Origin of the sequence: Paenisporosarcina sp. HGH0030 (genome assembly GCF_000411295.1) — a bacterium.
In the GTDB taxonomy this organism is placed as follows: Bacteria; Bacillota; Bacilli; order Bacillales_A; family Planococcaceae; genus Paenisporosarcina.
The window spans coordinates 218,649-241,511 of record NZ_KE150423.1 but is presented as its reverse complement, the minus strand read 5'-3'; the positions used below and the strand labels follow the sequence as shown (position 1 = coordinate 241,511).

At 39.4% G+C, this 22,863-nt stretch carries 29 protein-coding genes and 1 pseudogene; 11 read left to right on the top strand and 19 right to left on the bottom strand.

Going from position 1 to position 22,863, the window contains the following annotated elements:
- Window positions 1–169 precede the first annotated feature (169 nt).
- The 4 genes from queC to queF are packed head-to-tail and all read left to right on the top strand — an operon-like array spanning window position 170 to window position 2,477.
- Window positions 170–838, top strand: coding sequence for a 7-cyano-7-deazaguanine synthase QueC (gene queC, locus HMPREF1210_RS15925; RefSeq protein ID WP_016429733.1), 669 nt, complete (start codon window positions 170–172; stop codon window positions 836–838).
- Window positions 835–1,260, top strand: a complete 426-nt coding sequence (gene queD / locus HMPREF1210_RS15920) for a 6-carboxytetrahydropterin synthase QueD (RefSeq protein ID WP_016429732.1) — start codon at window positions 835–837, stop codon at window positions 1,258–1,260. The genes queC and queD overlap by 4 nt, the downstream gene beginning before the upstream one ends.
- Complete coding sequence (queE, locus tag HMPREF1210_RS15915) at window positions 1,257–1,964, top strand: 7-carboxy-7-deazaguanine synthase QueE (RefSeq protein ID WP_016429731.1); 708 nt, start codon at window positions 1,257–1,259, stop codon at window positions 1,962–1,964. The genes queD and queE overlap by 4 nt, the downstream gene beginning before the upstream one ends.
- 15 nt (window positions 1,965–1,979) lie before the next feature.
- The gene (gene queF, locus HMPREF1210_RS15910; RefSeq protein WP_016429730.1) at window positions 1,980–2,477 is read left to right on the top strand and encodes a preQ(1) synthase; all 498 of its coding nucleotides are present in this window, start codon (window positions 1,980–1,982) and stop codon (window positions 2,475–2,477) included.
- A 181-nt stretch (window positions 2,478–2,658) separates the two neighbouring features.
- Here the strand turns inward: queF and HMPREF1210_RS15905 are convergent, their stop codons facing one another.
- Entirely contained in the window at window positions 2,659–3,471 is an 813-nt protein-coding gene (locus tag HMPREF1210_RS15905; protein ID WP_016429729.1) for a LysM peptidoglycan-binding domain-containing protein, read from the bottom strand.
- A gap of 158 nt (window positions 3,472–3,629) precedes the next feature.
- A complete protein-coding gene (locus HMPREF1210_RS15900; RefSeq protein ID WP_016429728.1) occupies window positions 3,630–4,526 on the bottom strand; it encodes a D-alanyl-D-alanine carboxypeptidase family protein in 897 nt (298 codons plus the stop codon).
- A 121-nt stretch (window positions 4,527–4,647) separates the two neighbouring features.
- Between HMPREF1210_RS15900 and HMPREF1210_RS15895 the strand changes: the two genes are divergently transcribed.
- Both HMPREF1210_RS15895 and HMPREF1210_RS18535 read left to right on the top strand, forming a co-directional pair.
- Window positions 4,648–5,805: a 3-phenylpropionate MFS transporter gene (locus tag HMPREF1210_RS15895; protein ID WP_016429727.1), complete on the top strand. Its 1,158-nt coding sequence runs from the start codon at window positions 4,648–4,650 to the stop codon at window positions 5,803–5,805.
- An 82-nt stretch (window positions 5,806–5,887) separates the two neighbouring features.
- Window positions 5,888–6,019, top strand: coding sequence for a hypothetical protein (locus HMPREF1210_RS18535; RefSeq protein WP_016429726.1), 132 nt, complete (start codon window positions 5,888–5,890; stop codon window positions 6,017–6,019).
- Window positions 6,020–6,035: 16 nt separating this feature from the next.
- On the opposite strand, the gene HMPREF1210_RS15890 is transcribed toward HMPREF1210_RS18535, so the two are convergent.
- The 4 genes from HMPREF1210_RS15890 to HMPREF1210_RS15875 form a co-directional block, all read right to left on the bottom strand.
- Window positions 6,036–6,572: a superoxide dismutase family protein gene (locus HMPREF1210_RS15890; protein ID WP_016429725.1), complete on the bottom strand. Its 537-nt coding sequence runs from the start codon at window positions 6,570–6,572 to the stop codon at window positions 6,036–6,038.
- Between the two features lie 70 nt (window positions 6,573–6,642).
- Entirely contained in the window at window positions 6,643–6,888 is a 246-nt protein-coding gene (locus HMPREF1210_RS15885) for a hypothetical protein (RefSeq protein WP_036660327.1), read from the bottom strand.
- Window positions 6,889–6,941: 53 nt separating this feature from the next.
- On the bottom strand, window positions 6,942–7,706 hold the full coding sequence (yidC, locus tag HMPREF1210_RS15880) for a membrane protein insertase YidC (protein WP_036660322.1): 765 nt from the start codon (window positions 7,704–7,706) through the stop codon (window positions 6,942–6,944).
- Window positions 7,707–7,801: 95 nt separating this feature from the next.
- Window positions 7,802–8,584 (bottom strand): helix-turn-helix transcriptional regulator, encoded by a 783-nt coding sequence (locus tag HMPREF1210_RS15875; protein ID WP_016429722.1) that lies wholly within the window; start codon window positions 8,582–8,584, stop codon window positions 7,802–7,804.
- Window positions 8,585–8,920: 336 nt separating this feature from the next.
- Between HMPREF1210_RS15875 and HMPREF1210_RS15870 the strand changes: the two genes are divergently transcribed.
- Window positions 8,921–9,571 carry a LytTR family DNA-binding domain-containing protein gene (locus HMPREF1210_RS15870; RefSeq protein ID WP_016429721.1) on the top strand — a complete coding sequence of 217 codons (651 nt, stop codon included), beginning with the start codon at window positions 8,921–8,923 and terminating at the stop codon, window positions 9,569–9,571.
- Between the two features lie 107 nt (window positions 9,572–9,678).
- Here HMPREF1210_RS15870 and HMPREF1210_RS15865 read toward each other — a convergent pair whose 3' ends face one another.
- On the bottom strand, window positions 9,679–10,017 hold the full coding sequence (locus HMPREF1210_RS15865) for a hypothetical protein (protein WP_016429720.1): 339 nt from the start codon (window positions 10,015–10,017) through the stop codon (window positions 9,679–9,681).
- A gap of 101 nt (window positions 10,018–10,118) precedes the next feature.
- Window positions 10,119–10,562, bottom strand: a complete 444-nt coding sequence (locus HMPREF1210_RS15860) for a GNAT family N-acetyltransferase (protein WP_016429719.1) — start codon at window positions 10,560–10,562, stop codon at window positions 10,119–10,121.
- Window positions 10,563–10,668: 106 nt separating this feature from the next.
- Here HMPREF1210_RS15860 and HMPREF1210_RS15855 point away from each other — a divergent pair, with 106 nt between their 5' ends.
- Complete coding sequence (locus tag HMPREF1210_RS15855) at window positions 10,669–11,151, top strand: GNAT family N-acetyltransferase (RefSeq protein ID WP_036660369.1); 483 nt, start codon at window positions 10,669–10,671, stop codon at window positions 11,149–11,151.
- A 109-nt stretch (window positions 11,152–11,260) separates the two neighbouring features.
- Here the strand turns inward: HMPREF1210_RS15855 and HMPREF1210_RS15850 are convergent, their stop codons facing one another.
- The 6 genes from HMPREF1210_RS15850 to mntR form a co-directional block, all read right to left on the bottom strand.
- Window positions 11,261–11,755 (bottom strand): DUF4064 domain-containing protein, encoded by a 495-nt coding sequence (locus HMPREF1210_RS15850; protein ID WP_231391168.1) that lies wholly within the window; start codon window positions 11,753–11,755, stop codon window positions 11,261–11,263.
- A gap of 320 nt (window positions 11,756–12,075) precedes the next feature.
- Window positions 12,076–12,357 (bottom strand): GNAT family N-acetyltransferase, encoded by a 282-nt coding sequence (locus tag HMPREF1210_RS15845; RefSeq protein ID WP_016429715.1) that lies wholly within the window; start codon window positions 12,355–12,357, stop codon window positions 12,076–12,078.
- 33 nt (window positions 12,358–12,390) lie between these two features.
- Window positions 12,391–13,359, bottom strand: coding sequence for a ring-cleaving dioxygenase (locus tag HMPREF1210_RS15840; protein ID WP_016429714.1), 969 nt, complete (start codon window positions 13,357–13,359; stop codon window positions 12,391–12,393).
- A 272-nt stretch (window positions 13,360–13,631) separates the two neighbouring features.
- Complete coding sequence (locus tag HMPREF1210_RS15835) at window positions 13,632–14,546, bottom strand: DUF1002 domain-containing protein (protein WP_016429713.1); 915 nt, start codon at window positions 14,544–14,546, stop codon at window positions 13,632–13,634.
- 162 nt (window positions 14,547–14,708) lie between these two features.
- On the bottom strand, window positions 14,709–15,575 hold the full coding sequence (locus tag HMPREF1210_RS15830; protein WP_016429712.1) for a S1 RNA-binding domain-containing protein: 867 nt from the start codon (window positions 15,573–15,575) through the stop codon (window positions 14,709–14,711).
- A 24-nt stretch (window positions 15,576–15,599) separates the two neighbouring features.
- Window positions 15,600–16,022: a transcriptional regulator MntR gene (gene mntR, locus HMPREF1210_RS15825; RefSeq protein WP_016429711.1), complete on the bottom strand. Its 423-nt coding sequence runs from the start codon at window positions 16,020–16,022 to the stop codon at window positions 15,600–15,602.
- A gap of 305 nt (window positions 16,023–16,327) precedes the next feature.
- Between mntR and HMPREF1210_RS18150 the strand changes: the two genes are divergently transcribed.
- Entirely contained in the window at window positions 16,328–16,483 is a 156-nt protein-coding gene (locus tag HMPREF1210_RS18150) for a lmo0937 family membrane protein (RefSeq protein ID WP_016429710.1), read from the top strand.
- A gap of 40 nt (window positions 16,484–16,523) precedes the next feature.
- Here HMPREF1210_RS18150 and HMPREF1210_RS15820 read toward each other — a convergent pair whose 3' ends face one another.
- Both HMPREF1210_RS15820 and HMPREF1210_RS17860 read right to left on the bottom strand, forming a co-directional pair.
- Complete coding sequence (locus HMPREF1210_RS15820; RefSeq protein ID WP_016429709.1) at window positions 16,524–17,642, bottom strand: GNAT family N-acetyltransferase; 1,119 nt, start codon at window positions 17,640–17,642, stop codon at window positions 16,524–16,526.
- A gap of 19 nt (window positions 17,643–17,661) precedes the next feature.
- Window positions 17,662–17,886, bottom strand: a pseudogene (locus HMPREF1210_RS17860) (cation-transporting P-type ATPase); the annotation flags it as partial.
- Between the two features lie 280 nt (window positions 17,887–18,166).
- Here HMPREF1210_RS17860 and HMPREF1210_RS15810 point away from each other — a divergent pair.
- Together HMPREF1210_RS15810 and HMPREF1210_RS15805 are read left to right on the top strand one after the other, a co-directional pair.
- Window positions 18,167–18,586, top strand: a complete 420-nt coding sequence (locus tag HMPREF1210_RS15810) for a universal stress protein (RefSeq protein WP_016429707.1) — start codon at window positions 18,167–18,169, stop codon at window positions 18,584–18,586.
- Window positions 18,587–18,684: 98 nt separating this feature from the next.
- Window positions 18,685–19,665, top strand: coding sequence for a P1 family peptidase (locus HMPREF1210_RS15805; protein WP_016429706.1), 981 nt, complete (start codon window positions 18,685–18,687; stop codon window positions 19,663–19,665).
- Window positions 19,666–19,754: 89 nt separating this feature from the next.
- Here HMPREF1210_RS15805 and HMPREF1210_RS15800 read toward each other — a convergent pair whose 3' ends face one another.
- The 3 genes from HMPREF1210_RS15800 to HMPREF1210_RS15790 are packed head-to-tail and all read right to left on the bottom strand — an operon-like array spanning window position 19,755 to window position 22,831.
- Window positions 19,755–20,096, bottom strand: coding sequence for a CrcB family protein (locus tag HMPREF1210_RS15800; RefSeq protein WP_016429705.1), 342 nt, complete (start codon window positions 20,094–20,096; stop codon window positions 19,755–19,757).
- Complete coding sequence (locus HMPREF1210_RS15795; protein WP_016429704.1) at window positions 20,093–20,440, bottom strand: CrcB family protein; 348 nt, start codon at window positions 20,438–20,440, stop codon at window positions 20,093–20,095. The genes HMPREF1210_RS15800 and HMPREF1210_RS15795 overlap by 4 nt, the downstream gene beginning before the upstream one ends.
- 27 nt (window positions 20,441–20,467) lie before the next feature.
- Complete coding sequence (locus HMPREF1210_RS15790) at window positions 20,468–22,831, bottom strand: penicillin acylase family protein (protein WP_016429703.1); 2,364 nt, start codon at window positions 22,829–22,831, stop codon at window positions 20,468–20,470.
- Window positions 22,832–22,863 lie beyond the last annotated feature (32 nt).

Here is a 22,863-nt window from a genome sequence, read left to right as displayed (position 1 = left end):
AACTGTTGCTTAGCATTACAGTTTTTTGTGCTTAATCAGCCCCAATTCAGTTCATGCATCCGCCGATTCGCTCGGTGACTGCCATTTTCATGTTTATATGTGATGTTCGAAAACTGAATCACCTAAATAGAGATGTCGAATACTCATTCTTCAAAAGGAGAAATGAGCAATGAAACAAGGAAAAGCAGTGGTCGTCTTTAGTGGTGGCCAGGACAGTACCACTTGTCTACTGTGGGCTTTAACACAGTACGAAGAAGTGTATACAGTTACGTTTGACTACGGTCAACGACATATCGAAGAAATTACATGTGCAGAAGAAATTGCCAAGGAATTAAACGTGCCATTTAAAGTGTTGGATATGACACTAATCAACCAGCTATCTGCCAATGCACTTACCAGAGATGACATTGCAGTAACCGATGCAGTCGATGGTGAATTGCCATCAACATTCGTCCCAGGAAGAAATCATTTATTCCTATCATTTGCGGCCGTTTATGCTCAGTCAATTGGGGCACGCCATATCATTACAGGCGTTTGTGAAACTGATTTCAGTGGATACCCAGATTGTCGTGATGTATTTGTAAAAGCACTTAATGTTTCCATTAACCTGGCTATGGATACTTCACTTGAATTCCAAACACCATTAATGTGGTTGAATAAAGCGGAAACATGGAAACTCGCTGATGAATTAGGCGCGTTGGATTTTGTCCGCACCAAAACACTCACTTGTTATGAAGGAGTTCGCGGGGATGGCTGTGGCGAGTGTCCGTCATGCGTTTTGCGCAAAAATGGGTTAACAACTTACCTTGAAGAAAAACAAGGGAGTGCAGCCCAGTGATTCAGCAATTTTACCCACAAACACCTCATACTTACCGATTTGAATTAAACAAAGATATGCATTTGTCTGCGGCGCATTTCATTCCACATGCCGACGCGGGCAACTGCCAATATATGCACGGCCATACGTACTTCATCAACATTACGATTGCTGGAGACGAACTGGATGAAATGGGTTTTCTTATTGATTTCAAAGTGATTAAACATCTCATTCACAAAAAATATGATCATACAGTGCTGAATGATCATCCAGAATTCAAACAGAATAACCCTACGACCGAACAAGTAGCTCAAGTGATTTGGACGACCATCCAACAGAAATTGATGACTTTGTCCAACCAACCAAAATGTATTCAAGTTGTGGTTCGTGAAACCCCTACCAGCTATGTTGTGTATCGTCCGAAAGCGGAGGATCTGCTATGAAAATACCTGTGATGGAAATATTCGGACCCACCATACAAGGTGAAGGAATGGTCATTGGACAAAAGACTATGTTTGTCCGTACGGGCGGATGTGATTATTCATGTTCATGGTGTGACTCCAAATTCACTTGGGATGGAACCGGTAAAAGTACTGCGATGAAACCCGAGGAAATCATTTCTTCACTCAAAGAAATCGGCGGAGACGCTTTTTCACATATAACGATTTCAGGGGGGAATCCTGCTCTTCATAAAGGGTTGGGTGAATTCATCAACCAATGTCACGAGCAAGGATGGAAAGTGGCCATTGAAACACAAGGATCATTTTGGCAAGACTGGCTAACAGAAATCGATGATATCACGATTTCCCCAAAACCACCGAGCTCGCTAATGGTGACTGATTTTAACAAACTTGATACTTTCATGAGGAATTTAAAAGACTCCCATATCAGTCTGAAGGTTGTCGTTTTCAATGAAGAAGACTTTGATTTTGCAGAAATGGTACACATGCGTTATCCGGCCGTTCCTTTCTACTTGCAGGTCGGAAATGAAGATGTACTAACCGTCGATGACCAAGCATTGGTTTCGACTCTATTGACCCGATTTGAATGGCTGATTGACCGTGCCATGAAATCTACTATTATGAACGATGCTAAAGTATTGCCCCAATTGCACGCATTAGTTTGGGGAAATAAACGCGGTGTCTAACTAGGAGGAAATAAGATGAGTGGCCGTCAAAAAGAAGATTTAGAAGGAATCAGTTTATTAGGCAATCAAAATGTACAATATGATTTTTCATATAATCCCGGTGTGTTGGAATCATTCGATAACAAACATCCATATAGAGACTATTTCGTGAAGTTCAATTGCCCGGAGTTCACTTCATTATGTCCAATCACTAGCCAGCCCGATTTCGCTACGATTTATATCAGTTATATTCCTGATATTAAAATGGTCGAAAGTAAGTCCCTAAAATTATATTTGTTCAGCTTTAGAAATCATGGAGACTTTCATGAAGATTGCATGAATATCATCTTGAACGACTTGGTTGAATTGATGGACCCACGCTACATCGAAGTTTGGGGCAAATTTACTCCGCGTGGCGGCATCAGTATTGACCCTTATACGAACTATGGAAAACCTGGTACCAAATATGAAGAAATGGCTGCACATCGAATGATGAATCACGACATGTATCCAGAAACGATTGATAATCGATAATATATAACCAAGAAAAAGACACTCAGAAATTTGAGTGTCTTTTTTGATTCATGCTCTTTTAAACTATACGGTTAGCTAATATAGATATAAAAATAGAGAGGGAGTCGGCTCCCTTTCCGCGGATGAACCGGCAAGAGCAAATGTACGATAAACAACAGGATAGTTTAACATAGACTATTTATTATTCTTCAAACCGAACCTTTACTCTTACCAAATCTTGAATGCTTCCATCATTGGCACTTCGTGTATAGACTCTTAATTCACCTGTAGGCGTGGAGGGTTTAAGCTCGAATTGAGCATTGGTGGAGAATTCAGCATATTCAGGTCCGGCTGCACGGGCCGTTATGCTTTTCTCTTTGGATACCACATTTCCTTGTGTGTCCAAGATGCTATAAAGAACATTTGCTTCAAAAGCCCTTGCCATTCCTTGAATTAAGCCACCTGATTGAAGTACATCCCCTGGCAATGGATGTAGGACCAGTATGTTGCGGGAAGCAGGTAACGGCATAAGTAAGCGATAGCCAAGATACAGCAATTCAGGCGAAAATCCTGCCCGACGTTCATTCGCTCTAATTATTTTTTCCAGAGACACTCCTGTTTGACTGGAAATTCGTGATAATGAGTCTCCACTAGATACTTCATATATGAATGCCGGGACACGAATGACTTGGTTTGAATAAATAAAATTGGGATCCGCTATCTGTGAGTTAATGCCAAATAAAAGGTCTGTAGACACAGAAAAACGTTGTGCTATGGAAAACAAAGTGTCACTTGGGGAGGCTACGTAATACACTTCATTTTGAAAACCGAATCTTCCCCCCGGAATTATAAGTAATTGACCGGGAAAGATCGAGCCAGGATCGGTGAAGGGCGGATATAGGGAGTTTGCTTGTTCAATAGCAGCGACTGTACTGCCAAAACGCCTGGCAATGCTGTACAGGGTATCACTAGGCTGAACCGTATAGACATATTGGGTATTTTCACTAACCGTCATGTATGGACTCCTTTTACCCCATCTTATACATTGGTACGCAAAGTGGTTCCCGGAAAGCGTAAGGTTAGACACTTTACACAGCCTCCAGATTAAGGATAACTACATTAACATATCGATACAAAATAAAAAGAAGAGGAACGAAACGAATCCTCTTCTTTTTATAGATCTAAATATTCTTCCAGCGTCTGTTTATGTGTAAACATATCCGTAGCAGGCTCTACTCCTACATAACGGAAATGCCATGACTCGTGCATATAGCCCGTTACTTCTTCTTTCCCAAGTGGATATCGCATGATAAACCCATACTTATGGGCATTATTTGCAATCCATTGGCCTGCTGGTGTTTTTCCAAAAGAAGCAGAAGCCCAGTGCTGTTCAAAGTTTCTCTCTCCTATATCGAAAGCCAAACCTGTCTGATGCTCAGAGTATCCAGGGCGTGCACTATACTGATCTGCAGCTTGTTGACCGTCTTTTGAAACATATTGATTATATAATGTCTCTTGTCGCTCAAAAGAACGGAACGTACTGAATGCTACCAGTTCAAAGCCATCAAGTTTAGCGGCAGCTGCCATTTGATCGAAAGCTTCACGGGCCTTTGAATCTTCGCCTTTATTGTAGTCTGTCGGTAATGGATAGTGTTTATTTGCAATAACAAACCCTTCTACGAGTGTCGGGGTTGATGGATATTTTTGATTTGGTATATATTCATCGCTTGCTGGTTTTTCAACTGGTGGTGATGGACTTTCTTTCGGCTCGACTGGTGTTTCAGTCTTTTCCGGTTTCTTTGGAGGGACAGTTTCTTTAGGCAGTTTCGGCTTTTGAGTTTGATTTGGATCTTCATTTACTTCATCCACCGGTTTGTCCGTACTATGTGATGGTTCAGGTTCATCTGTTTTTTGAAAATTCATAGCAGTTAAACTTTCATCCAGACTCCAGTTGTGTAATCCCATCCAAACCACAGGTGCAAGTAATACAAGGCTACCTAGAATAACAGCGAGGACAATTGGCCAATTCTTTTTATCTTTTTTATTAAAACGGTATTTTGGAGATTGCATGAGAAGCCTTCTTTCATTTTACTTATATTTATTTTACCATTAAATTGTTTATAGATGACACCCATCAATATTTTTTCGCTATAATACATTAGACTATTGAAATAGATAAGAGGTTTCATTTATGATAAATTCGCAAAAATGGTTATCTACTAATTTCTTCGCCTTCTTCTTTACATGGGGCGTATTCCTCCCCTTTTGGACAGGCTGGTTAACAACTGAAAAAGGACTTTCCGTTTCTCATGCAAGTCTTATTATGGGGGCAGGAATGCTGGCGCGTGCCATATCTACATTTGTGTTATTTCCTTCAGCTACGAAAATCTTCTCTCTTCGTGTAGTGATGATGTGGACGGCATTTTTGTCATTGTTGGTCATGGCATTGTATATTCCCGCCAACACATTCGTGTCATTACTACTTATCACTATTGCTTTTAATTTCGTTTATCCAAATTTGCTTCCTGCGATGGAAAGTAGCGCGTCGGTTTTAATTCAAAATGAACAAATACATTACGGAAAAAGTCGTTCCTTTGGTTCAATTGGCTATACGGTAGGTCTCTTACTCATCGGAGCGGTTGTAGCTATATGGTCGGAACAGGCTATTCTATGGGTTATGTTGGCTGGACTTGCTTTTATGTGGATTTTGCATACGCGTCCAGCTCCTGTTTCTCTTACCGTGAAACACAAGTCTATTGATGGAGAAAACAGAAAATCCAATTTCAAACGTTTACTTTCTTCCAAACCTTTTGTAACCGTGTTGATTCTTGCTATATTACTCCAAGGAGCCCATGCTTCCTATTACAACTTTGGTTATATCTACCTACAAGATCTTGGCGTGAACAGTTTATATATTGGGTTAGTTTTAAATGTCGCGGTTCTTTTGGAAATTTTATTTTTCACTAGAGCAGACAAACTCTTCGCCAACACCAAAGTGTCTACCATGTTTTTGATTGCTGGCATCGGATCCACTATTCGTTGGGTCTTGATCTTTCTTTTCCCCAACGTTTGGGTATTTAACATCTCTCAGTTACTTCACGCTGCTTCTTTTGGTGTGGCGCATTATGCCTTTATCCAGTATATTTCAAGGAGTCTATCTCCCAGTGACATCCCTGCGGCTCAAGGAATGTATGCCGCATTTGCCTTTAGTTTAAGTACTGCTATATTGACGTTGGCAGGCGGATATTTATATGAAATTCATCCAGGGGCCGCTTTCTTGGGCATGACGTTATGTTCCATTCCATCCATCGTTATCGTACTGCTTACAAGAAAAAAGTTCTCATATTAAAAACTTTTTTCATTAGACGGACAGAAAACTATCTTGCAATACGAATCATATAGTAACAAAATCGAGACAGGAGTGTGTCTATATGTCACGAATCTCAAAGTTCGACGTGCTACTATTAATGCATCAATTAGATGAACTCTTAGAAAACCGTAAAGAAGATAGAACCCGAGACAAAAACAGAGACAATAAACAGAAAAACGTTCGCAACCGTTAAAGGTTACGAACGTTTTTTATTTGAGTACTCCACAAGCAATTCGATCTCCCGAGTTCCCTGAAGGATCCGTCACATAATCATCCGCTTTTTCATGAATCACTAATGCACTTCCATCATCATCAAGTAATGAATTTGATTTTCCTTTTTCTAGTGTCACATGAGGAGAAGTAATTTCTAAATCTACTTCGCCATTTTCGTTCACGGTCAAATTAGGAAGGTCTCCGGCATGAAACCCTTTGGGATTTTCAAAACCATGTTGTTTTTTTGCAGGATTCACATGACTTCCTGAAGTTGTAAACTTCGGATTTTCACACTTTCCTACTTCATGGAAATGAACCGCTTTGACTCCTGGTGTCAGTCCTTTCAGCATTAGATGAATTCTAACCCCCGATTCTGTTTCGGTTAACTCTGCTGAACCTATTCCTTTACCAGTGGCATCTACAATAGTGGTTGCAAGAGAATGTTCAATCACACCACTTACTGGAATTGAATCTTTTTGGGGAATGCATCCTGATATGAGTATAGCAACACATACTACCATCCATTTTTTCATCTAAAAACCTCCATGCATGAATATAATCTCTCATTAGCATGATGGCTTAAAATTTATAGTTTATACACTTTTAAAGAAACATCATTAAAAGTGTTACGAAAAATGCAAGTACAAACAACATGGCTACCGATTTCATCCACTTAGCCTCTTTGCCAAATCCACTTTCTTTTAACTTCATCGCACGGTAACCATTCGTTATGGCGAATATCGCGGTCATGAACAAAACAGCCATGTTAATGTTCCCTTTAATAATAAATACAATGGCCAATATACTTAAAACGGTCATGAGTAAACCGATCAACCAATTAGTCTTCATCATGCTCTCTCCTAGAAAAAAAGTCGGGGCAATGTGCCACCGACTTTTTCATGTTATTCTTCTAATGCTTTTTCAGGATGATTCGAGTAAAACTTGCGTCCTAAATAGGTTTGGAATATTAACAGTAAACCACCAACTGTCCAGTAAAGTGGTAGAGCTGCCATCGATGTAAATGACACGAACATAATCATGATTGGTGAGATATACACAAACATCTTCATTTGCTGCTTTTGTTGTTCAGGAACGGTCCATAATGACACTTTTGCTTGTAAGAAGTAAACAGCACCTGCAATCAACGTCATGATAATATCAGGTGATCCCAAACTATACCATAAGAATTGATGATCCTTTACTTCTGGAGAATGCAAAATCGCAAAATAAAGTCCCATAATGATTGGCATTTGTATCAACATAGGCAAGCAACCCATATTTAATGGATTTACATTATGTTTACGGTAAAGTCCCATCATCTCTTGCTGTAACTTCATTTGCTCTTCTTTGTCTTTCGATGCTTTAATTTTCTTTTGGATTTCATCCATTTCTGGCTTCATTGCATCCATTTTGACTTTCATGCCTTGTTGATTTTTATAGTTACGCAACATTAAAGGCATTAAAATAAGTCGAATCAATACAGTAATCGCAATAATAGCTAAGCCGAAACTTCCGTTAAACAAATCACCAAAAAAGTTAAGCGAATATTCAAAAGGGTATACTAAAAAGTCATAGAAAAACCCTTCCTTATTTTCAACACCCGAACAACCACTTAAAACTACGGCAGCCATCACAAGCATTGACAGTAATCCGATTTTTTTCTTCACTAGGTTCACCTTCATCTTTTAAACTATAGAAAAGTATACCTTATATGACTACCAAATTTCAAATCCAGAGAAAAAAGAGTCGTATGGACGACTCTTTAAACTGTTGTTGGTAATGTAAACCTAAAATATTCATGTTCTTTTTGGTCACGAAATTGTTTAGGAGTAACCTCTGTATATTTCTTAAATATTCGGGTGAAATAGCTCTGATTGCAGAAATGATATTGTCTTGAAATCGCTGAAATACTTTTGTTTGTATGGCGCAAATAGTATTGTGATTCTTCCACACGTCTGACATTTAAATATTCTACCAGCGTAATCCCAACATGTTCCCGGAAAATTCGTGATAGGTGGCTCGTGCTGACTTGGAAATGCTTTGCAATATCTTCTACTGTCAATTCGGATTCTACTTCCTCGTTAATAAACAAAATTACTTTATTTACGGTTTGATGACTGAAGGTAGGTTGTTTTCTTTCGGAAATTACGGACACAAAAAAATCGATTAAATCATCTGCAAATTGAAGGAATGCCGCGTCACTCATATGAAAATCAATCATTTCAATACAGGCTGCATTAAAAGCAAAAGCCTTTTTTGAAGGCACTTGGTTTTCATATAATTTCCTCGCCATAATGGATGACAGCACATTGAAGTAATTTTTAACTCCACGGATCGTCTGCTTACCTGCTCTCAGAGATATTAGATCGATAATTAGATGCAAGGTTTTCTTTGCTTGTTCCGTTTCCAAATGGTGAATTTCATACAAAAGCTTAGCTTCCAATTCAAAGAAATCATCTATTCCTTCAAACTGAGAGGATATTTCAATTTCACTCATATATTTTTTAGCTATTGTTTCACTGCCTGTTGATTGATTTAACTGCATAAAAACTCACCACCCGTATTTCACCATATTAGTTAACTATATAATTAATTGTCATCTATGAATATAGTTTTATTACTTTTTTATTTTTTGTAAATTTTCTGTAATATTGGGTATTTTATCACAACTGTACGACATGCTCCATCAAATGAAACAAGAGACATTTAATATATTAGGATTTTTGCAGATATTATACAAATATTAATAGGTTTCTGCTAATTCTTTACCTGATGAAGGAACAAGGCTTTTTTCAAGGAAAATACCTCCTCTGACCCTAAGTGTTTTATATGGTAAAATAGTGTGAAAAAGAGAATTTCGTTTAAAAATGAGGTGCAGTAATTGGACACAAAATCAATAAATGAAATCATGAAAGTCATACAGGAATTTTTTCCTGAGCAAGCATCCATTGCGATATCAAATACCAACGAGTATGTGTATTATCAACCGAGTAAAAGAATTGATTTAAAAATACTTCCTGGTGATCCGATAAAAGAAGGAACGGCAACACATAAAGCTCTTTTATATGGTCAAAAAGTGAACGAGTTTATAGATCCTGATCTTTTTGGTGTATCTTATTATGGAATGAGTATCCCCATTATCGAAGAGGGTAAAACCAAAGGTGCAGTAACTGCAATACTTCCCCATCAACCTTCTCCATTTTTAAGTCAATATATGACGATAAAAACGGATGAAAATTGGTATCCTGTTAAACATGAACATGTCCTTTTCCTGGAAACCCAGCTAAGAAAAACGTTTGTGAAAACCGAAAGTAAGGAAGGTTATCACCGTTTTAATTTAAGTGAATTGGAATTGTTTCTTTCTTCGGAAACCTTTATCAGATGTCACCGTTCATACATAGTCAATATCGCATTCATTAAAGAAATTCAACCTGATTCCCATTCGACTTTTTTACTTGAGATGACTGATGGAACCAGAATTCCTGTCAGTCAGCGATATGCTAGTTATTTCCGAAGATCCCTCGGATTCTAAATGTAATCACGCGAATAGTTCTTTAGCATGTAACGGTGATACTTTTGACCTTAATCACTTTCAAAAAAAAAAGAAGGGTACGCTCGCTCGTAGCGTAGCCTTCTTTTTTATTCATTTTCCGTATCCAATTTCTTTTCAATTGGATCTGTATCATTTGAATCCGATTGTTTGTTTTTATCCTGGACTGACTCGTTGTAATAATGAACACTTGTCATGGCACCTTCGCCTACCATTTTATTGTCGTCAATATCATGAGGTTCTGAATGACCTGCCTTCGTCAATTCTGTTTTATTCACTTTTTGTGAATCCATATAGGCATTGAATTTTGTTTTCGTATTATTGAAAGCTACTAGTGCTTTTTCACGATTTTCAGGTTTACTAAAGTAAGCATATGCTCCTGCTGCCAGTCCGGCTAACAGTAATGAACGATTATTTCCTTTTCCCATTGTCACCAATCCTCCAAAAAATCTAATTTATTTTTATAACTATTAGATACCCCTTATTTTCATGTTCAACACTTCATAATGATGGCAAAATGATGACATTATCAAAACTTGTGCAATAGCATATCGACATGTGGAATTCCATCTTCGTTATACTCTTCCGAAATTTCCTCAAAGCCAAAAGTTCCATAAAAATGTTTCAGCTGCGTTTGAGCTTGCAATTGAATATCACCGTTTGGCCATTTTTCACTGCTAAAAGATATTGCCTGTTCCATTAATTGCTTTGCCAGCCCTCTCCCCCGTGCTTTTTTGTTCACAATCACTCTTCCAATTGAAATACGGTTATATTTTATCCCGGCAGGTAAAATGCGTGCATATGAAAGCAATTCACCATTTTCAATATAAGCGAGATGGTATGAATCCATATCGTATCCATCTATCTCGGGATAGGGACATGATTGTTCTACTACAAAGACATCCACTCGCAATTGTAAGTATGTATAAAGTTCGTATGTTGATAACTCTTGAAATGATTTGATTGTCCACATATTTCCCACTCCCCTTGAGGATATTATTTCACAGCTATGGCATACAAGTGAAATCTTTGGTATGATAGTTGAAAGAATTTTGAGGTGAGACGATTTGATACGAGCGATGAAACAAGACGATATTGCTGCGGTACAGCAAATCGCTAAGATTAGTTGGCATGATACTTATGAAGGTATTATTCCTGCTGAAATTCAAGATTTATTTATTGAACGGGCTTATTCAAATGCCATGATGATGAAACGTTTAGAAAAAACATCTGTGTATGTCGCTATTCATGATGACGAAATTATTGGGTTTGCCAATTTCACGCGCGTAGATGAAGATGGAGATGCCGAGCTGACAGCCATTTATTTATTGCCTTCGCATCAGCATTTAGGATATGGGAAGCAGTTATTAAATGAAGGACTGCAACACATTCAAGATGCTCAACAATTATTTGTTTACGTTGAAAGCGAAAATCAAAAAGGTCGTACATTCTATGAACGTAGTAATTTTACATGTGTCGAAGAGTTCGATGAGTTTTTTGAAGGACACCCTTTATCGACAGCTAAATATGTTTATTATTTAAAAACGCCTGTTAACAATTAAATGTTAACAGGCGTTTTCTTATCTAGTTAGGCTATTAACTTAAAACCTACCTGTAAAAGCCGTATATGGTTAGCGCCAGATTTAGACTAGATTAGCGCTTTCCACTTTTTTATAATGGTTGTTGTGATTGATTTTGATGTTGCACTTCATTGTTGTAGTAAGAATCTTCTACTGGTGTTTTACGCACGAAACACATAATTGCTGCAATGTAGAACAAAATTGGCGCTAATAACAAAATACCTGACAATAACCCTGCAAAGATGAATAAGATTCCTGCAGCTTTCGGACTCTTGTTTTTGGACACTTTCACTACGCCCAATATACTTAAAATGACGCTGATAAGTAAAGTTACAACAATTACCCATCCTACCACGCCGACTACATTCAGACCGACATCAACAGCATCATTAAATATAGCAATGTCTTCAGCTGTTATGGACGGATCGGATAACATTATTTCTTTTTCTAACATTTGTTTCAATTCATCGGGGTTTGCGTTGGATGCCCCCACAACTGTAAGTGTCGCAAAAATTAATAAAATGACGTTTAATATAGTACCAATTACACCTAATGTTACTTCTCCCGCTCTGCTCAAAGCATTCACCTCTTAAATTTTATTTACTATATTATGTACGAACCACAGGTAATATGGTTTCATTATTCTTTATTCCCTTAAGAAATTATGAATAAACCTGTTTTAAAAGTGGAATGCACGGGTACACAATCAGTAATACCATAATGGAAGGAGTTGATGCAAGATGGAAAAGAAATTAATTTTCAGTCAATCAGATTTCATGTACACAATGGTAGGGTCTTCCGTATTAACTGGATTTTTATTTATTTTTACTCAAATGTGAGGGATAAACAATATGACGAAGTCGACATAAAAGGCAACCCACTAAATGAATTAGCGGATTGCCTTTTTTATGCTTTAAGATCTTCATATTCATCTGATTGATTGAAAGCAGACACGACATATGAACAAACGGCTTCCATTTTATATTCGTTTTCCCGAGCATATGCTGCTGAATGATCGAGTAATTGTTTAGCTACCCCTTGCCCCCGAAGTGCCGGAGAAACAAATGTATGATCCATCACCATTACATCCCCAAGCAACGTCCATGTAATTTCCCCTAAGGCCTGACCATCTTTTTCATGCACAATTGCGTATGCATCATGACCTAATTCTTTAAACTGGAACTCCATTCCCATCACTCCTTTTTTTCAGTGTAGCATAATCTACTCTTTCAATGAAAGCGGGCGAAGTGAGGCTTCGATTTGTTCACGACGTGATTCCAAAAACGGTGGCAATGCAAGGGTTTCACCTAATGTATCCATTGACTCATCAGTGGCAAACCCTGGCTCATCAGTCGCCAGTTCATATAATATTCCATTTGGTTCACGGAAATAAATTGATTTAAAGTAGTAGCGATCAACTTTGCCAGAAGTCATAAATCCTTTTGAACGGAGTAACTCTTCCCATTTATCATAGTCTTCAAACGTTTTTACCCGGAATGCCACATGATGGACACTCCCACGACCTGGTCGCTCCATTGGCAAATCGGGACGTTCTTCAATATGCACTTCTGATGCAGGCCCACCTTCCCCAGTGGAGAAAACCGTAATCTCAGGCATTCCTTGAATAGGTGATGGATACGTGCCTACTTTTGTAAAACCTAATACTTCAGTCAAGACAAGTTGTGTTTGTTCAGCTTTGCGAACAGTCAAAGTGACATGCCCTAATCCAACAACTGCAAATTCTTCAGGAACCGCTGATTTTGTCCAAGGGATTCCATAAGGTACTCCTTTTCCATCATCAACTACCAACATGAGACGTGATCCTTCAAAGTCTTCAAAATACATCGTTCTTCTTCCGAAACGTTCAATCACTTCTTCGAAATAAACATTGTGTTCCGTAAAGCGTTCTTTCCAAAATGCCAGGGCATCTTCACTTTTTACGCGAAAAGCCGTGTTACTGATGCTTGAAACACCAGGTACTGTTTTTGCTGCGTGCGGAATATCAAAATAGGTCATATCCGTCCCAGGTGTACCTACCGCATCCGCATAAAACAGATGATATGACGATGTGTTATCTTGATTCACACTTTTTTTCACGAGTCGCATACCCATTATACGAGTAAAGAAATCAAAGTTTTTTTCAGCGTTCGCTGTAATTGCTGATACATGATGAATACCGGCCAATTCCATAATAATTCCTCCTATATAAAAATATCTCGAATTCGAGATATTTTTTCTTTTAGTTTATCACGCAATTAAAGGATGCGCAATTGTTCTGTTTCAATGTAGAAAAGTGAAAAGTTCCGCTCTAGTTTGACACCGGCGATGGAAGGAAGAAAACGTATATTTCGCCTTTCTTGCACTGGAGCTAGACCAATTGAGCCTTGAAAGAAAGTAGCTGCATGTACAAGATTTAAACATTTCACCTCATGAAAAAAACCTCCACTTGGGAGGTTTTTCACTTAATTAAATAATGACCGAATGGAATCGATTAAACTATTGAAGAAGTCTTTAACACTTTGCCAAAAGCCTTCATTTTCAACAATGTTGCCGATTTTATCTTCAATTGTTTTGCTTAAGTCATTCAATTGATCAGACCATTTACTGAAATCGATGTCCAGTTGTCGAATACGATCCATTAAGTCGACCAATAATTGACGGTCTTCTGGACTTAACTCAATTTGGAGTTTCGCCAATTGATCTTGAACAATCTTTTCAACTTCTTCTTTAGTTGCAGGATTTTGTTCTGCGATATCTTTTTTAATCTCCGTTAACAGTTCACTTACTTTTGCTTCATCAATACCCGGTTTATCAGCTAAAATGGTTGCCACGGAAAGTTCTTCATTCGCTACATCCGTACGCTCTTTGTCCAATGTTTCTCCACTGACTTCATATGCTTTGTAAATCCCTACTAAAGCGGAATGACCCGTTACTTTCTTTGGTGCTGCCACTTCAACCGTTGCATCTTCGATTCCGGCAGTTAACATTGCATTTTCGTACATTTCAGCGGTTACTTGCGTGATATTCTCTTCTGTCACGATTTTAATCACTAAGCCTTTGCCTGCATCCTCGCGTGTAATTTTTGCGGATGAAAACATACGGGCTGATGAATCTCCATCTTTAATATACTTAACTAAATCATCGCCATTTACTGAGATTTCTTCGACTTCGCTTTCACTCGTCACATTCAGACTGTCTTTGACACTTTGTTTTTCAGCTTCTGTTAAATCAGCTCCGTACACGACGATTGGCATGCCAAATTTTTCATTAATTACATTTCCAGAAGATGAGGAACCTGTGCTTGCCAAAGCACCAGAAGGCATTAGCAACGAGGCAGCTAATAGAAATGAAGCAAAGCGGACAATATTCTTTTTCATTGATATTTCTCCTCTCAGAACGAACAATTCTTATTGTGATGGGTCAAGCCATTCTGTCTATGAATATGCTTCCCTTTTGATAATACGACGAATAGGCACAAAAAGTTTCGGCGAGATTTTTCTCCCCATTCTTTTTGTGCCCATTGAAGGTGTATTTTAAACTTAAATGTCAGATTTGACCAAAGTCCAACCATCTTTTTGTTCAATTTTCTTTTCTTTCATTAACTTCCCTAATGCACGTTTAAAAGAAGCTTTGCTCAAATTGAACATGTCGTAAATTTCATCTGGAGTCGATTTATCAGTAAATGGCATTTTACCGCCAACATCCTGCAAGTAACGATACAGTGTTTCTGCATCATCCATCAAGCGCTCCTGTTTTCGTGGCAGCATCGAGCCATTCAATGACCCATCCTCTTTCACACCAATCACCCGAATATCAACTTCTTCACCTATACGTGGTTCAGCCATTTGTTCCGTGTGGTGAACAAATACTCTGTATCCTTGAGGAACGCTGATGAAAAACGAACCGATTGGCAATAAGCGGTATGCTCTAGCCTTCAAATTTTCATTCATTACAGATGTAGGTGCTTCCACGAATGTTTCAGCTACGCGATCTTCGGTTGCCAGTCGACCGAATAAGTCTCCTTTAAAATCGGTTCTCAATGTCATGTATAAATGATCACCAGTTTTTGGCCATAGCTCTTTTAATAATGGCAAGTCAGATGGTTTCACAATGACTTCACGTGAACTGCCGATATCTACGACTGCACCTTCACGCTCGTCCATTTTAATGACTCTTGCCCATCCGTAAGTACCTTTTGTGATATGTGGCAATGTGGAAGTTGCACTTAAATTGCCACGACGGTCTTTAAATAAAAATACTTTAATTGTATCGCCTTCCTGAACTCCTTCAGGTGCTTCAGATCCATTGATTGGTACTTCAATTTCACCATTGGATAATATCCATTTAGAAGATTCCTGTGACTTTATCTGTAAGTCAACAATTTCTCCAGATATCATTTCGCTCATAGCGGACACTCCTTTCGCTTTTTCCTATTCTGATTGTTGCTGTTCTTTAAGTTCTTCTAGTTTTTGAAGAAAGTCAGGGTTTTCTTCCATCGCTTGAATCAAGTCTGCAATACGATCGATCGAATTCCAGCTTAAGTGATGTTCTATTCCCTCAACATCTTCATATATTTTGTCTTCCTGTACGCCAATTAAACGCAAAAATTGTTCCAACAAATCATGACGCTTAACCAACCGCTTTCCTAATTTCAACCCTTTCGGTGTTAACATCAGACCTCGGTAGCGTTCATATATCAAGTATCCATCTTTGTCGAGTTTTTGAACCATTTTCGTTACAGAAGAAGGAAGAACTGAAAGGGATTCAGCGATATCCGATACACGCGCATATCCTTTTTGCTCAATCAGCATATAGATTTGTTCAATATGGTCTTCCATACTAGGTGTCGGCATCACTCTGTTCCTCTCTTTCCATAGCTTATACAAGTGTACTATAGTCGCTTATCGTTCTCAATGAATAAAGCAAAGCGCAACAGGATGTTAAAATCAACACATACTCTAAATGGTCATTAAAAGCAGATACTTTCCCAAAAGTGTTAATTACAAAGTTGCATCTCCTAATTATGTAGGATGTGCAAGCTATATATGCCGAAACGTACAAAAAACAACTTAATTTTAGTTTGAGTGGTTTATGGCGAAAATATCAGGGGTACTTTACTAATATAAAAGCGGCCTAAATGCAGAGAGGATGAGCTTGAATGGGTAGAATATTATGGATGATCATCGTCGTATTATTAGTTTTTTGGTTATTAGGACTTGTATTTAAAATTGGCGGCGGTCTGATTCACTTGATTTTATTAATTGCAGGCATCATTTTAGTCGTACAATTAGTAACGGGTAAACGAAAAGTGTAACAAAAGGGATGTCCGTATATTACGGACATCCCTTTTCACGTTATTTGATTTTGGCGTAGATACAAGTATCACGTATATATTTACCATCCGCAGATAGCGACTCCTGCTTCAGAATTCCTTCTAACGTAAATTTTAATCGTTCAGCGACAGCACGACTTCTCACATTATCTGTATCGCACCGAATTTCCACTCTTCTGGCTCCCAACTCTTCGAAAGCAAATTCAGTCAAGCGCTCAGCCGCTTCCGTCATATAGCCTTTCCCTTCAAATCGACTGTCCAACCAGTACCCAATTTCAACCTTAGGTATGTCCCAATTTATACGATGAAAGCCGCTTGCTCCAATAAACTCACCTGTTTCTTTTAAAAACAAATGAAGTCGCAAATCTTTCCTTGTGACAAAATCGGCAACAGCCTGTCTTGTATTTTCAGTTGTGTCTTCGATTTTTTGACTACTTTGTGCCCACGGCATCCATGGTTGGAGGGCTTTGTGGGATACTTTGACACTTTCCCACACCAGTGGTGCATCTTCAACTTTTGGTGCACGGATAAAGAGTCTCTCCGATTCAAATGAATCCGGGAAATTACGCATCGCAACATGTACTTTCGCTTCCGATTTCTCAGGTACTTGCTGATCATCCCACAAGACCGGGGTAGTCGTACCTTCAATAAAATCTTCCCTTGTTATTCCATACGTAATAGCATCATAATAGGAATTTTCTTTTGGTGAAAACCAAGCTTTTCGAAGATGACCTTCTTTTACAAACCCTGCACGTTCAAACGTTTTTCGCATGGCAAAGTTATCTTGTCGAGTATGCCCTTCCACACGAATTTTCTTTTCAGGCAGATTGAATACATATTCCGCCACTTTGATTAAAGCAGCGGGACCGTATCCATGACCCCGATAACTATCAGCAATCCGCAAATCAAATACGGGTATTTCATCTTGCAAATCGAATACTTTTACAATACCAACTTTTTGCTGATCATCATTTTCGACCCAAAACGTTTTGACTTCGTCAGATTCGTACCCGCCCTCTTCAATAGTCTTTTCAATAATTTCTCTCGCAGGATTTGAATTTCCGTGAAAAGGCCAGGTATTTGTGGTCATAAAATGTATCAGTTGTTCTTGCTCTTCCATTGTCCATTCTGTTAATCGCATGCTCTTCCCCCGAACTGCGTTACTTTTGAATGCGCAGTAATCTCATTGAATTCAATACAACGAGTAACGTTGCCCCCATATCTGCAAAGATCGCAATCCAAAGAGTCAGCCACCCTGGAATGATCAGCAGTAACGCCACTATTTTTAATCCTAATGCAAACATAATGTTTTCTTTAATAATACGCAATGCTTTTCGGCTCAATTGAATGGTATATGGAAGTTTTTCCAGGTCATCAGCCATTTCTAAAGCGTTATGATTTGGAATCGCGGTCCAGGTTGACACTTTTAGGTTCCAGGTAGACAGAATGGCATTCCAGGTTGCACAAATTTCTTTCACCTTCGTTTTGATTCTTAGGAAGTACTTAAAGATTGCTTCGATTACTCCAAAAAATAAAAATGTATCTGCGCAAATAAAGGATTTAGCTTTCACTCTAGAGAATATATATCATGTATATAAGGTTTAAATTTATTAATTCAAGCAAAGAAAGGGCAGAGAAGAATCACTTCACTAAGGGGGGTTGAGGATGTATAAACAAATTTTGGTGGCCGTAGATGGTTCTGTACATTCGAAGAGAGCAGCAACTCACGCTGTTTTTCTGGCGAGCTCAAGTCCGGATGCGCATGTTACCTTGTTATATGTTTTGGATTACGATAAAACAAGGACTGATGTCATTCATAGCATGAGTAGTGAAGAGCTGCATATAGATCGCAAAAACAAGATTATGCCTATAAAAGAATTATTTACGTCCAAAGGGATTTCAACTGAAATTAAATTGCTGCATGGTGAAGCCGGTCCTGTCATTGTGGAGCATGCGAACCAGGAAAATTACGATATCGTGGTAATCGGCAGCCGGGGGCTAAATACCCTACAGGAAATGGTGCTTGGTAGTGTAAGTCATAAAGTGGCAAAACGTGTACATTCACCTGTCCTACTAATCAAATAAACACCTTGAAGCAAATGAATTCAGTACTTACTAATAAATTCGAACTCAGACTGACCAATTCATTGGTCAGTCTTTATGTTCGTTCAGGAGATGATCCAGTGGAAAAAGGTCCATTAAATTTACTTACAGATGTACCCGGTGTAAAAGTGGGACATGTCACGTTGAAACAATATTTGGATGAAAAAGATTCGATTTGTACAGGGGTCACTGCGATATTGCCACATGAGCAAAATCCATTCCTACATAAAGTACCTGCTGCAAGTTTTGTCCTGAATGGCTTCGGCAAGACGGTCGGTCTCATTCAACTTGAAGAACTGGGATTAATGGAATCGCCCATAATGCTGACAAATACATTCAGTGTCGGAGCGGTATTAGAGGGCACACTCTCCTTCATGTTGGAACAAAATCCAGCAATCGGAGATTCCACGAGTTCGCTTAATTTGGTAGTGGGAGAATGCAACGATAGTCATTTAAATTCGATGCGCCTTATGGCGGTTCGTCCCGAACATGCGATTGAAGCTCTGGAGAACGCTACACCTGGAAGTTTTGAACAAGGTGCAGTTGGTGCTGGTACCGGGATGATTTGTTACGGGGTGAAAGGAGGCATCGGGAGTTCATCGCGAATTGCTAAACATGAAGAATACGCATTTACCGTGGGAGTTCTTACACTAACGAATTTCGGTCGTGCTCATGAGTGTCGTATGGCAAATTGGGCACAAGACAATTTGGACAAACCAGATGGGTCCGTCATTATCATCGTTGCAACAGACGCTCCTCTAGACGCACGTCAATTGAAGCGAATGGCGAAACGTGCAGCAATCGGACTCGGCCGAACGGGTACACACATACATAACGGCAGTGGTGACATTGTTATCGCATTCTCTAATGCCAATATCATTTCACATGAATCAAATCATCCGTTTGAAACACAAACGTTATTAAGGGATGATCACCCTCTTATGAATGAACTATTCCAAGCGGTGATTGAAGCTACGGAAGAATCTGTTTATCAGTCTATTCGCTTCGCTGAAACTACAACGGGTCGTTTAGGCAGAGTCATTGAAAAAGGGGATTTCTAATAAAAAGGGACTTCCGTTCTCACGGAAGACCCTTTACTACTTTCATATTTCCCTCTATTCACGGTTTGAGACAATCTATTCGCAATTCGCTATATAACAGTTCCAATCCACCATCCGAGGGTGACGGACAAAAAACCACCGACGAGGGTGAAAAATGCATAACCTACTGCTTTTCGTTGCTGTCCTTTCGACCAGCTTTCAATGAATTGAACGGCAAAAGTCGAAAAAGTTGTGAATGCACCTAAAAAACCAACCGTCCAAAATATGAGCAACCAGCTCGTTTCCACGGCTATATACAGGGATAAGCCCATCAAGAAGGAACCTGCGCAGTTAATCAACAGAATTCCTTTCATACCTTGGATTTTTAGGGAAATGGCATATCTCAACATAGCGCCAAAACAACCACCAAGTACTATTGAGAAAAGTGTCATTTACGTGCACCTCCAAACTTATAGCCTAACGCGGCTGTAACAAAACAAGTCAATGTCATGCCAAGACCATAAGCCATTGCCAACACAAAATGATTTTGCATTAGATCTAGCCATTCCGCAGAAAAAGTTGAAAAGGTAGTAAATGAACCGAGAACTCCCGTTGTCCATAAAACGGAAGCGGGTTTTCCGGTAATGGCAGCACGTCCTGCCAACCATCCCAAAACGAAACTACCGATTGGATTTACTATCCATAAAACAAGCGTATCTGGCGTAGTCAACATCACGCTATAGCGCAATAATGCACCAATCATTCCACCGATGCCCACTAATAAAAATTCCTTCATACGATTAACACGCCCTAACATACCCTCTTATGGTTTTAATGTTAACGTATGGGAATCTTGTATGTCACCATTTACCATCGTTTCATGATAGTCTCCTTCAGCCCAGTCATTCACTTGATTATGGAACCATTTTGATTTCATATGACCGCTTTGACCAGGCCCTACGATGTGATGGGCACTTGATAGGTCCTTCATATCTGCTACAAAACGCCAAGAAGCCCCGTGATCAACCGAGCCATCTGCAGCAAACCCTGCAGCTTGAACCGTAATATTGGAACCACCAATCGGCACATGTGATGGATTTAAGAAATAAGCAAAAATTGGTGACGCACCTGCTAATGGATGGTCAAATGTGAGTTGGTGGTAATCTCCCCACTTCCAGTCATCCGAGTTTTTGCCAAACTCCTCCGTAATAGAAGTGACGGCAGTTTCAAATGAATCCATCATCCACTTATCCACCCCTCCATGCTCCTTCACCCATGCCCCTTCTTGATTTTGGAAACTTTCACGCATCATGGCATCCGTAATATTGCCTTTCCCTGCCAATAAATCGTAAATATCTTTTGGCATTTGATCCTTGAATAGAGTGGCAGGCAACTGTTTGATCCATTTATGGAAAACGAGAGGTGCAGCAGCATCAACTGAGTCCACTTGATCCCATTTTTTTAACATATCCGTTATATCATCATATTTATTTTCTTTATCCATTTTTTCAACGGATGTAACCATCTCTTTTAAGAACTCTCGTGCCTGTAGATTATGTTGATCCATTTGAAGAGCCATCATATCTTCCTTCGTGAAATCATCGCCTTCTTCCAATACTTCCGCAATCCGTTCATAGCGGTAGGATTGAGCCCAAAAGTCGGTAATGTGATAAGGATAGGAATTGTCTACCACTTGATTATTTGCAGTTGCGATATACCCTTCATCAGGATTCACAACAGTCGGTAGTTCATCATACGGAACGTACCCTTGCCAGCCGTATTCCTCGGAATCACCTGGTACTGGCAACTGGGCATCCCCCGATTTTCTAATCGGAATACGACCATTCGCTTTGTACGCAATGGTTCCATCTTTTCCTGCAAAAACAAAGTTTTGTGCGGGAGCATGAAAATCCTCCAATGCCGTTTCGAACTCATCCCAATTAGAAGCCTTGTTCATATTCAGCACGGCTTGTAGTTCCCGCGTGGGCTCCAGTGCTGTCCATTGCATGGAGAACTGCGCCGTTGGTTCTTCTACATCAAACATGACATTTGAAACAATTGGGCCATGGCGGGTAACGACAACTTCGAAGTCAACCGTTTCACCATCTTTCACTTTAATCGGTTCGTTACGAACTTCAGCCTGTTCCCATTTTCCTTCATATTTGAATTGTGTTGGGTTCTCAGGATTTGGTGTTTCGATATAAAGATCTTGAACGTCAGGGCCAACGTTCGTTACACCCCAAGCGATTTCGTCGTTATGACCCAAAATAATACCTGGTATTCCTGCAAAGATGACACCGCTTACATTTTGCTCTGGTGACTGTAGATGCATTTGATACCAAATGGACGGCGTGCTTAATCCTAAATGCGGATCGTCCGCAAGCAATGGAAAGCCCGACTTTGTTTTATCTCCGGAAACCACCCAGTTATTGCTACCATTGAATTCGTTAGGAATAACAGTAGGGTCAAATTGACCTGCAACTGTTACTTGGTTCTCTAAATTTGCTGCAATAATCGCTGGTTTATCTTCTGGATATGTAATGAATAACTCACGAGCTTTATCTTCAGGATAGTTCCCCAGTGCCCAATGGCGAACAGCTAAACTCGACCAATTCCCGCCAAGATCATACGCCATGAATTTTCCGATTGTTAAAGAATCTACTTCTGTCCAAGGCTCAGGCTCATATCCCAGTAATTTAAACTCAAATGACAGTTTGCCTTGCTCGCTCGCCTGTTCCATGTACGCATTCACGCCCTCTGCATACCAAGAGAGCACTTGCTTTGCGTCTTCGTCATATCCAGCCCAAGAATCTTTTGCAGCTTCTCTCAAACTGAACGTACGGAAGAACTGGTCTGTTGTTACCGCTGTTGCACCCACCACTTCGGATAAACGACCGCTAGCTTGCCGTCGCGCTAAATCCATTTGAAACATGCGATCCTGTGCTTGCACGAATCCTTGAGCCCGATATAAATCCGCATCACTTTTCGCGCTGATATGAGGTACCCCTTGTTCATCACGGGTAACCGTTACTTCCTCGTCCAGTACATCCACTGCCATGTTCCCTTCAATTTGCGGTTTGGATTTACTGATGTAGGCATTCAAAAAAATGACTACGGCTAAAAGAATCAGTGCTATGCTGCCGACAATCCAAGCAATCCATTTTCCTATTTTTCTCTTCCTCTTCACTTCTTTCTCCCCCTGATACTTTCTTACTATAT

Bases quoted from the DNA above. Each gene is read 5' to 3' on its own strand.
- queC (WP_016429733.1), top strand. From the start codon at position 170: ATGAAACAAGGAAAAGCAGTGGTCGTCTTTAGTGGTGGCCAGGACAGT.
- queE (WP_016429731.1), top strand. From the start codon at position 1,257: ATGAAAATACCTGTGATGGAAATATTCGGACCCACCATACAAGGTGAA.
- queF (WP_016429730.1), top strand. From the start codon at position 1,980: ATGAGTGGCCGTCAAAAAGAAGATTTAGAAGGAATCAGTTTATTAGGC.
- HMPREF1210_RS15905 (WP_016429729.1), bottom strand. From the start codon at position 3,471: ATGACGGTTAGTGAAAATACCCAATATGTCTATACGGTTCAGCCTAGT.
- HMPREF1210_RS15900 (WP_016429728.1), bottom strand. From the start codon at position 4,526: ATGCAATCTCCAAAATACCGTTTTAATAAAAAAGATAAAAAGAATTGG.
- HMPREF1210_RS15895 (WP_016429727.1), top strand. From the start codon at position 4,648: ATGATAAATTCGCAAAAATGGTTATCTACTAATTTCTTCGCCTTCTTC.
- HMPREF1210_RS18535 (WP_016429726.1), top strand. From the start codon at position 5,888: ATGTCACGAATCTCAAAGTTCGACGTGCTACTATTAATGCATCAATTA.
- HMPREF1210_RS15890 (WP_016429725.1), bottom strand. From the start codon at position 6,572: ATGAAAAAATGGATGGTAGTATGTGTTGCTATACTCATATCAGGATGC.
- HMPREF1210_RS15885 (WP_036660327.1), bottom strand. From the start codon at position 6,888: ATGAAGACTAATTGGTTGATCGGTTTACTCATGACCGTTTTAAGTATA.
- HMPREF1210_RS15875 (WP_016429722.1), bottom strand. From the start codon at position 8,584: ATGCAGTTAAATCAATCAACAGGCAGTGAAACAATAGCTAAAAAATAT.
- HMPREF1210_RS15865 (WP_016429720.1), bottom strand. From the start codon at position 10,017: ATGGGAAAAGGAAATAATCGTTCATTACTGTTAGCCGGACTGGCAGCA.
- HMPREF1210_RS15860 (WP_016429719.1), bottom strand. From the start codon at position 10,562: ATGTGGACAATCAAATCATTTCAAGAGTTATCAACATACGAACTTTAT.
- HMPREF1210_RS15855 (WP_036660369.1), top strand. From the start codon at position 10,669: ATGAAACAAGACGATATTGCTGCGGTACAGCAAATCGCTAAGATTAGT.
- HMPREF1210_RS15845 (WP_016429715.1), bottom strand. From the start codon at position 12,357: ATGGAGTTCCAGTTTAAAGAATTAGGTCATGATGCATACGCAATTGTG.
- HMPREF1210_RS15840 (WP_016429714.1), bottom strand. From the start codon at position 13,359: ATGGAATTGGCCGGTATTCATCATGTATCAGCAATTACAGCGAACGCT.
- HMPREF1210_RS15835 (WP_016429713.1), bottom strand. From the start codon at position 14,546: ATGAAAAAGAATATTGTCCGCTTTGCTTCATTTCTATTAGCTGCCTCG.
- HMPREF1210_RS15830 (WP_016429712.1), bottom strand. From the start codon at position 15,575: ATGAGCGAAATGATATCTGGAGAAATTGTTGACTTACAGATAAAGTCA.
- mntR (WP_016429711.1), bottom strand. From the start codon at position 16,022: ATGCCGACACCTAGTATGGAAGACCATATTGAACAAATCTATATGCTG.
- HMPREF1210_RS18150 (WP_016429710.1), top strand. From the start codon at position 16,328: ATGGGTAGAATATTATGGATGATCATCGTCGTATTATTAGTTTTTTGG.
- HMPREF1210_RS15820 (WP_016429709.1), bottom strand. From the start codon at position 17,642: ATGCGATTAACAGAATGGACAATGGAAGAGCAAGAACAACTGATACAT.
- HMPREF1210_RS15810 (WP_016429707.1), top strand. From the start codon at position 18,167: ATGTATAAACAAATTTTGGTGGCCGTAGATGGTTCTGTACATTCGAAG.
- HMPREF1210_RS15800 (WP_016429705.1), bottom strand. From the start codon at position 20,096: ATGACACTTTTCTCAATAGTACTTGGTGGTTGTTTTGGCGCTATGTTG.
- HMPREF1210_RS15795 (WP_016429704.1), bottom strand. From the start codon at position 20,440: ATGAAGGAATTTTTATTAGTGGGCATCGGTGGAATGATTGGTGCATTA.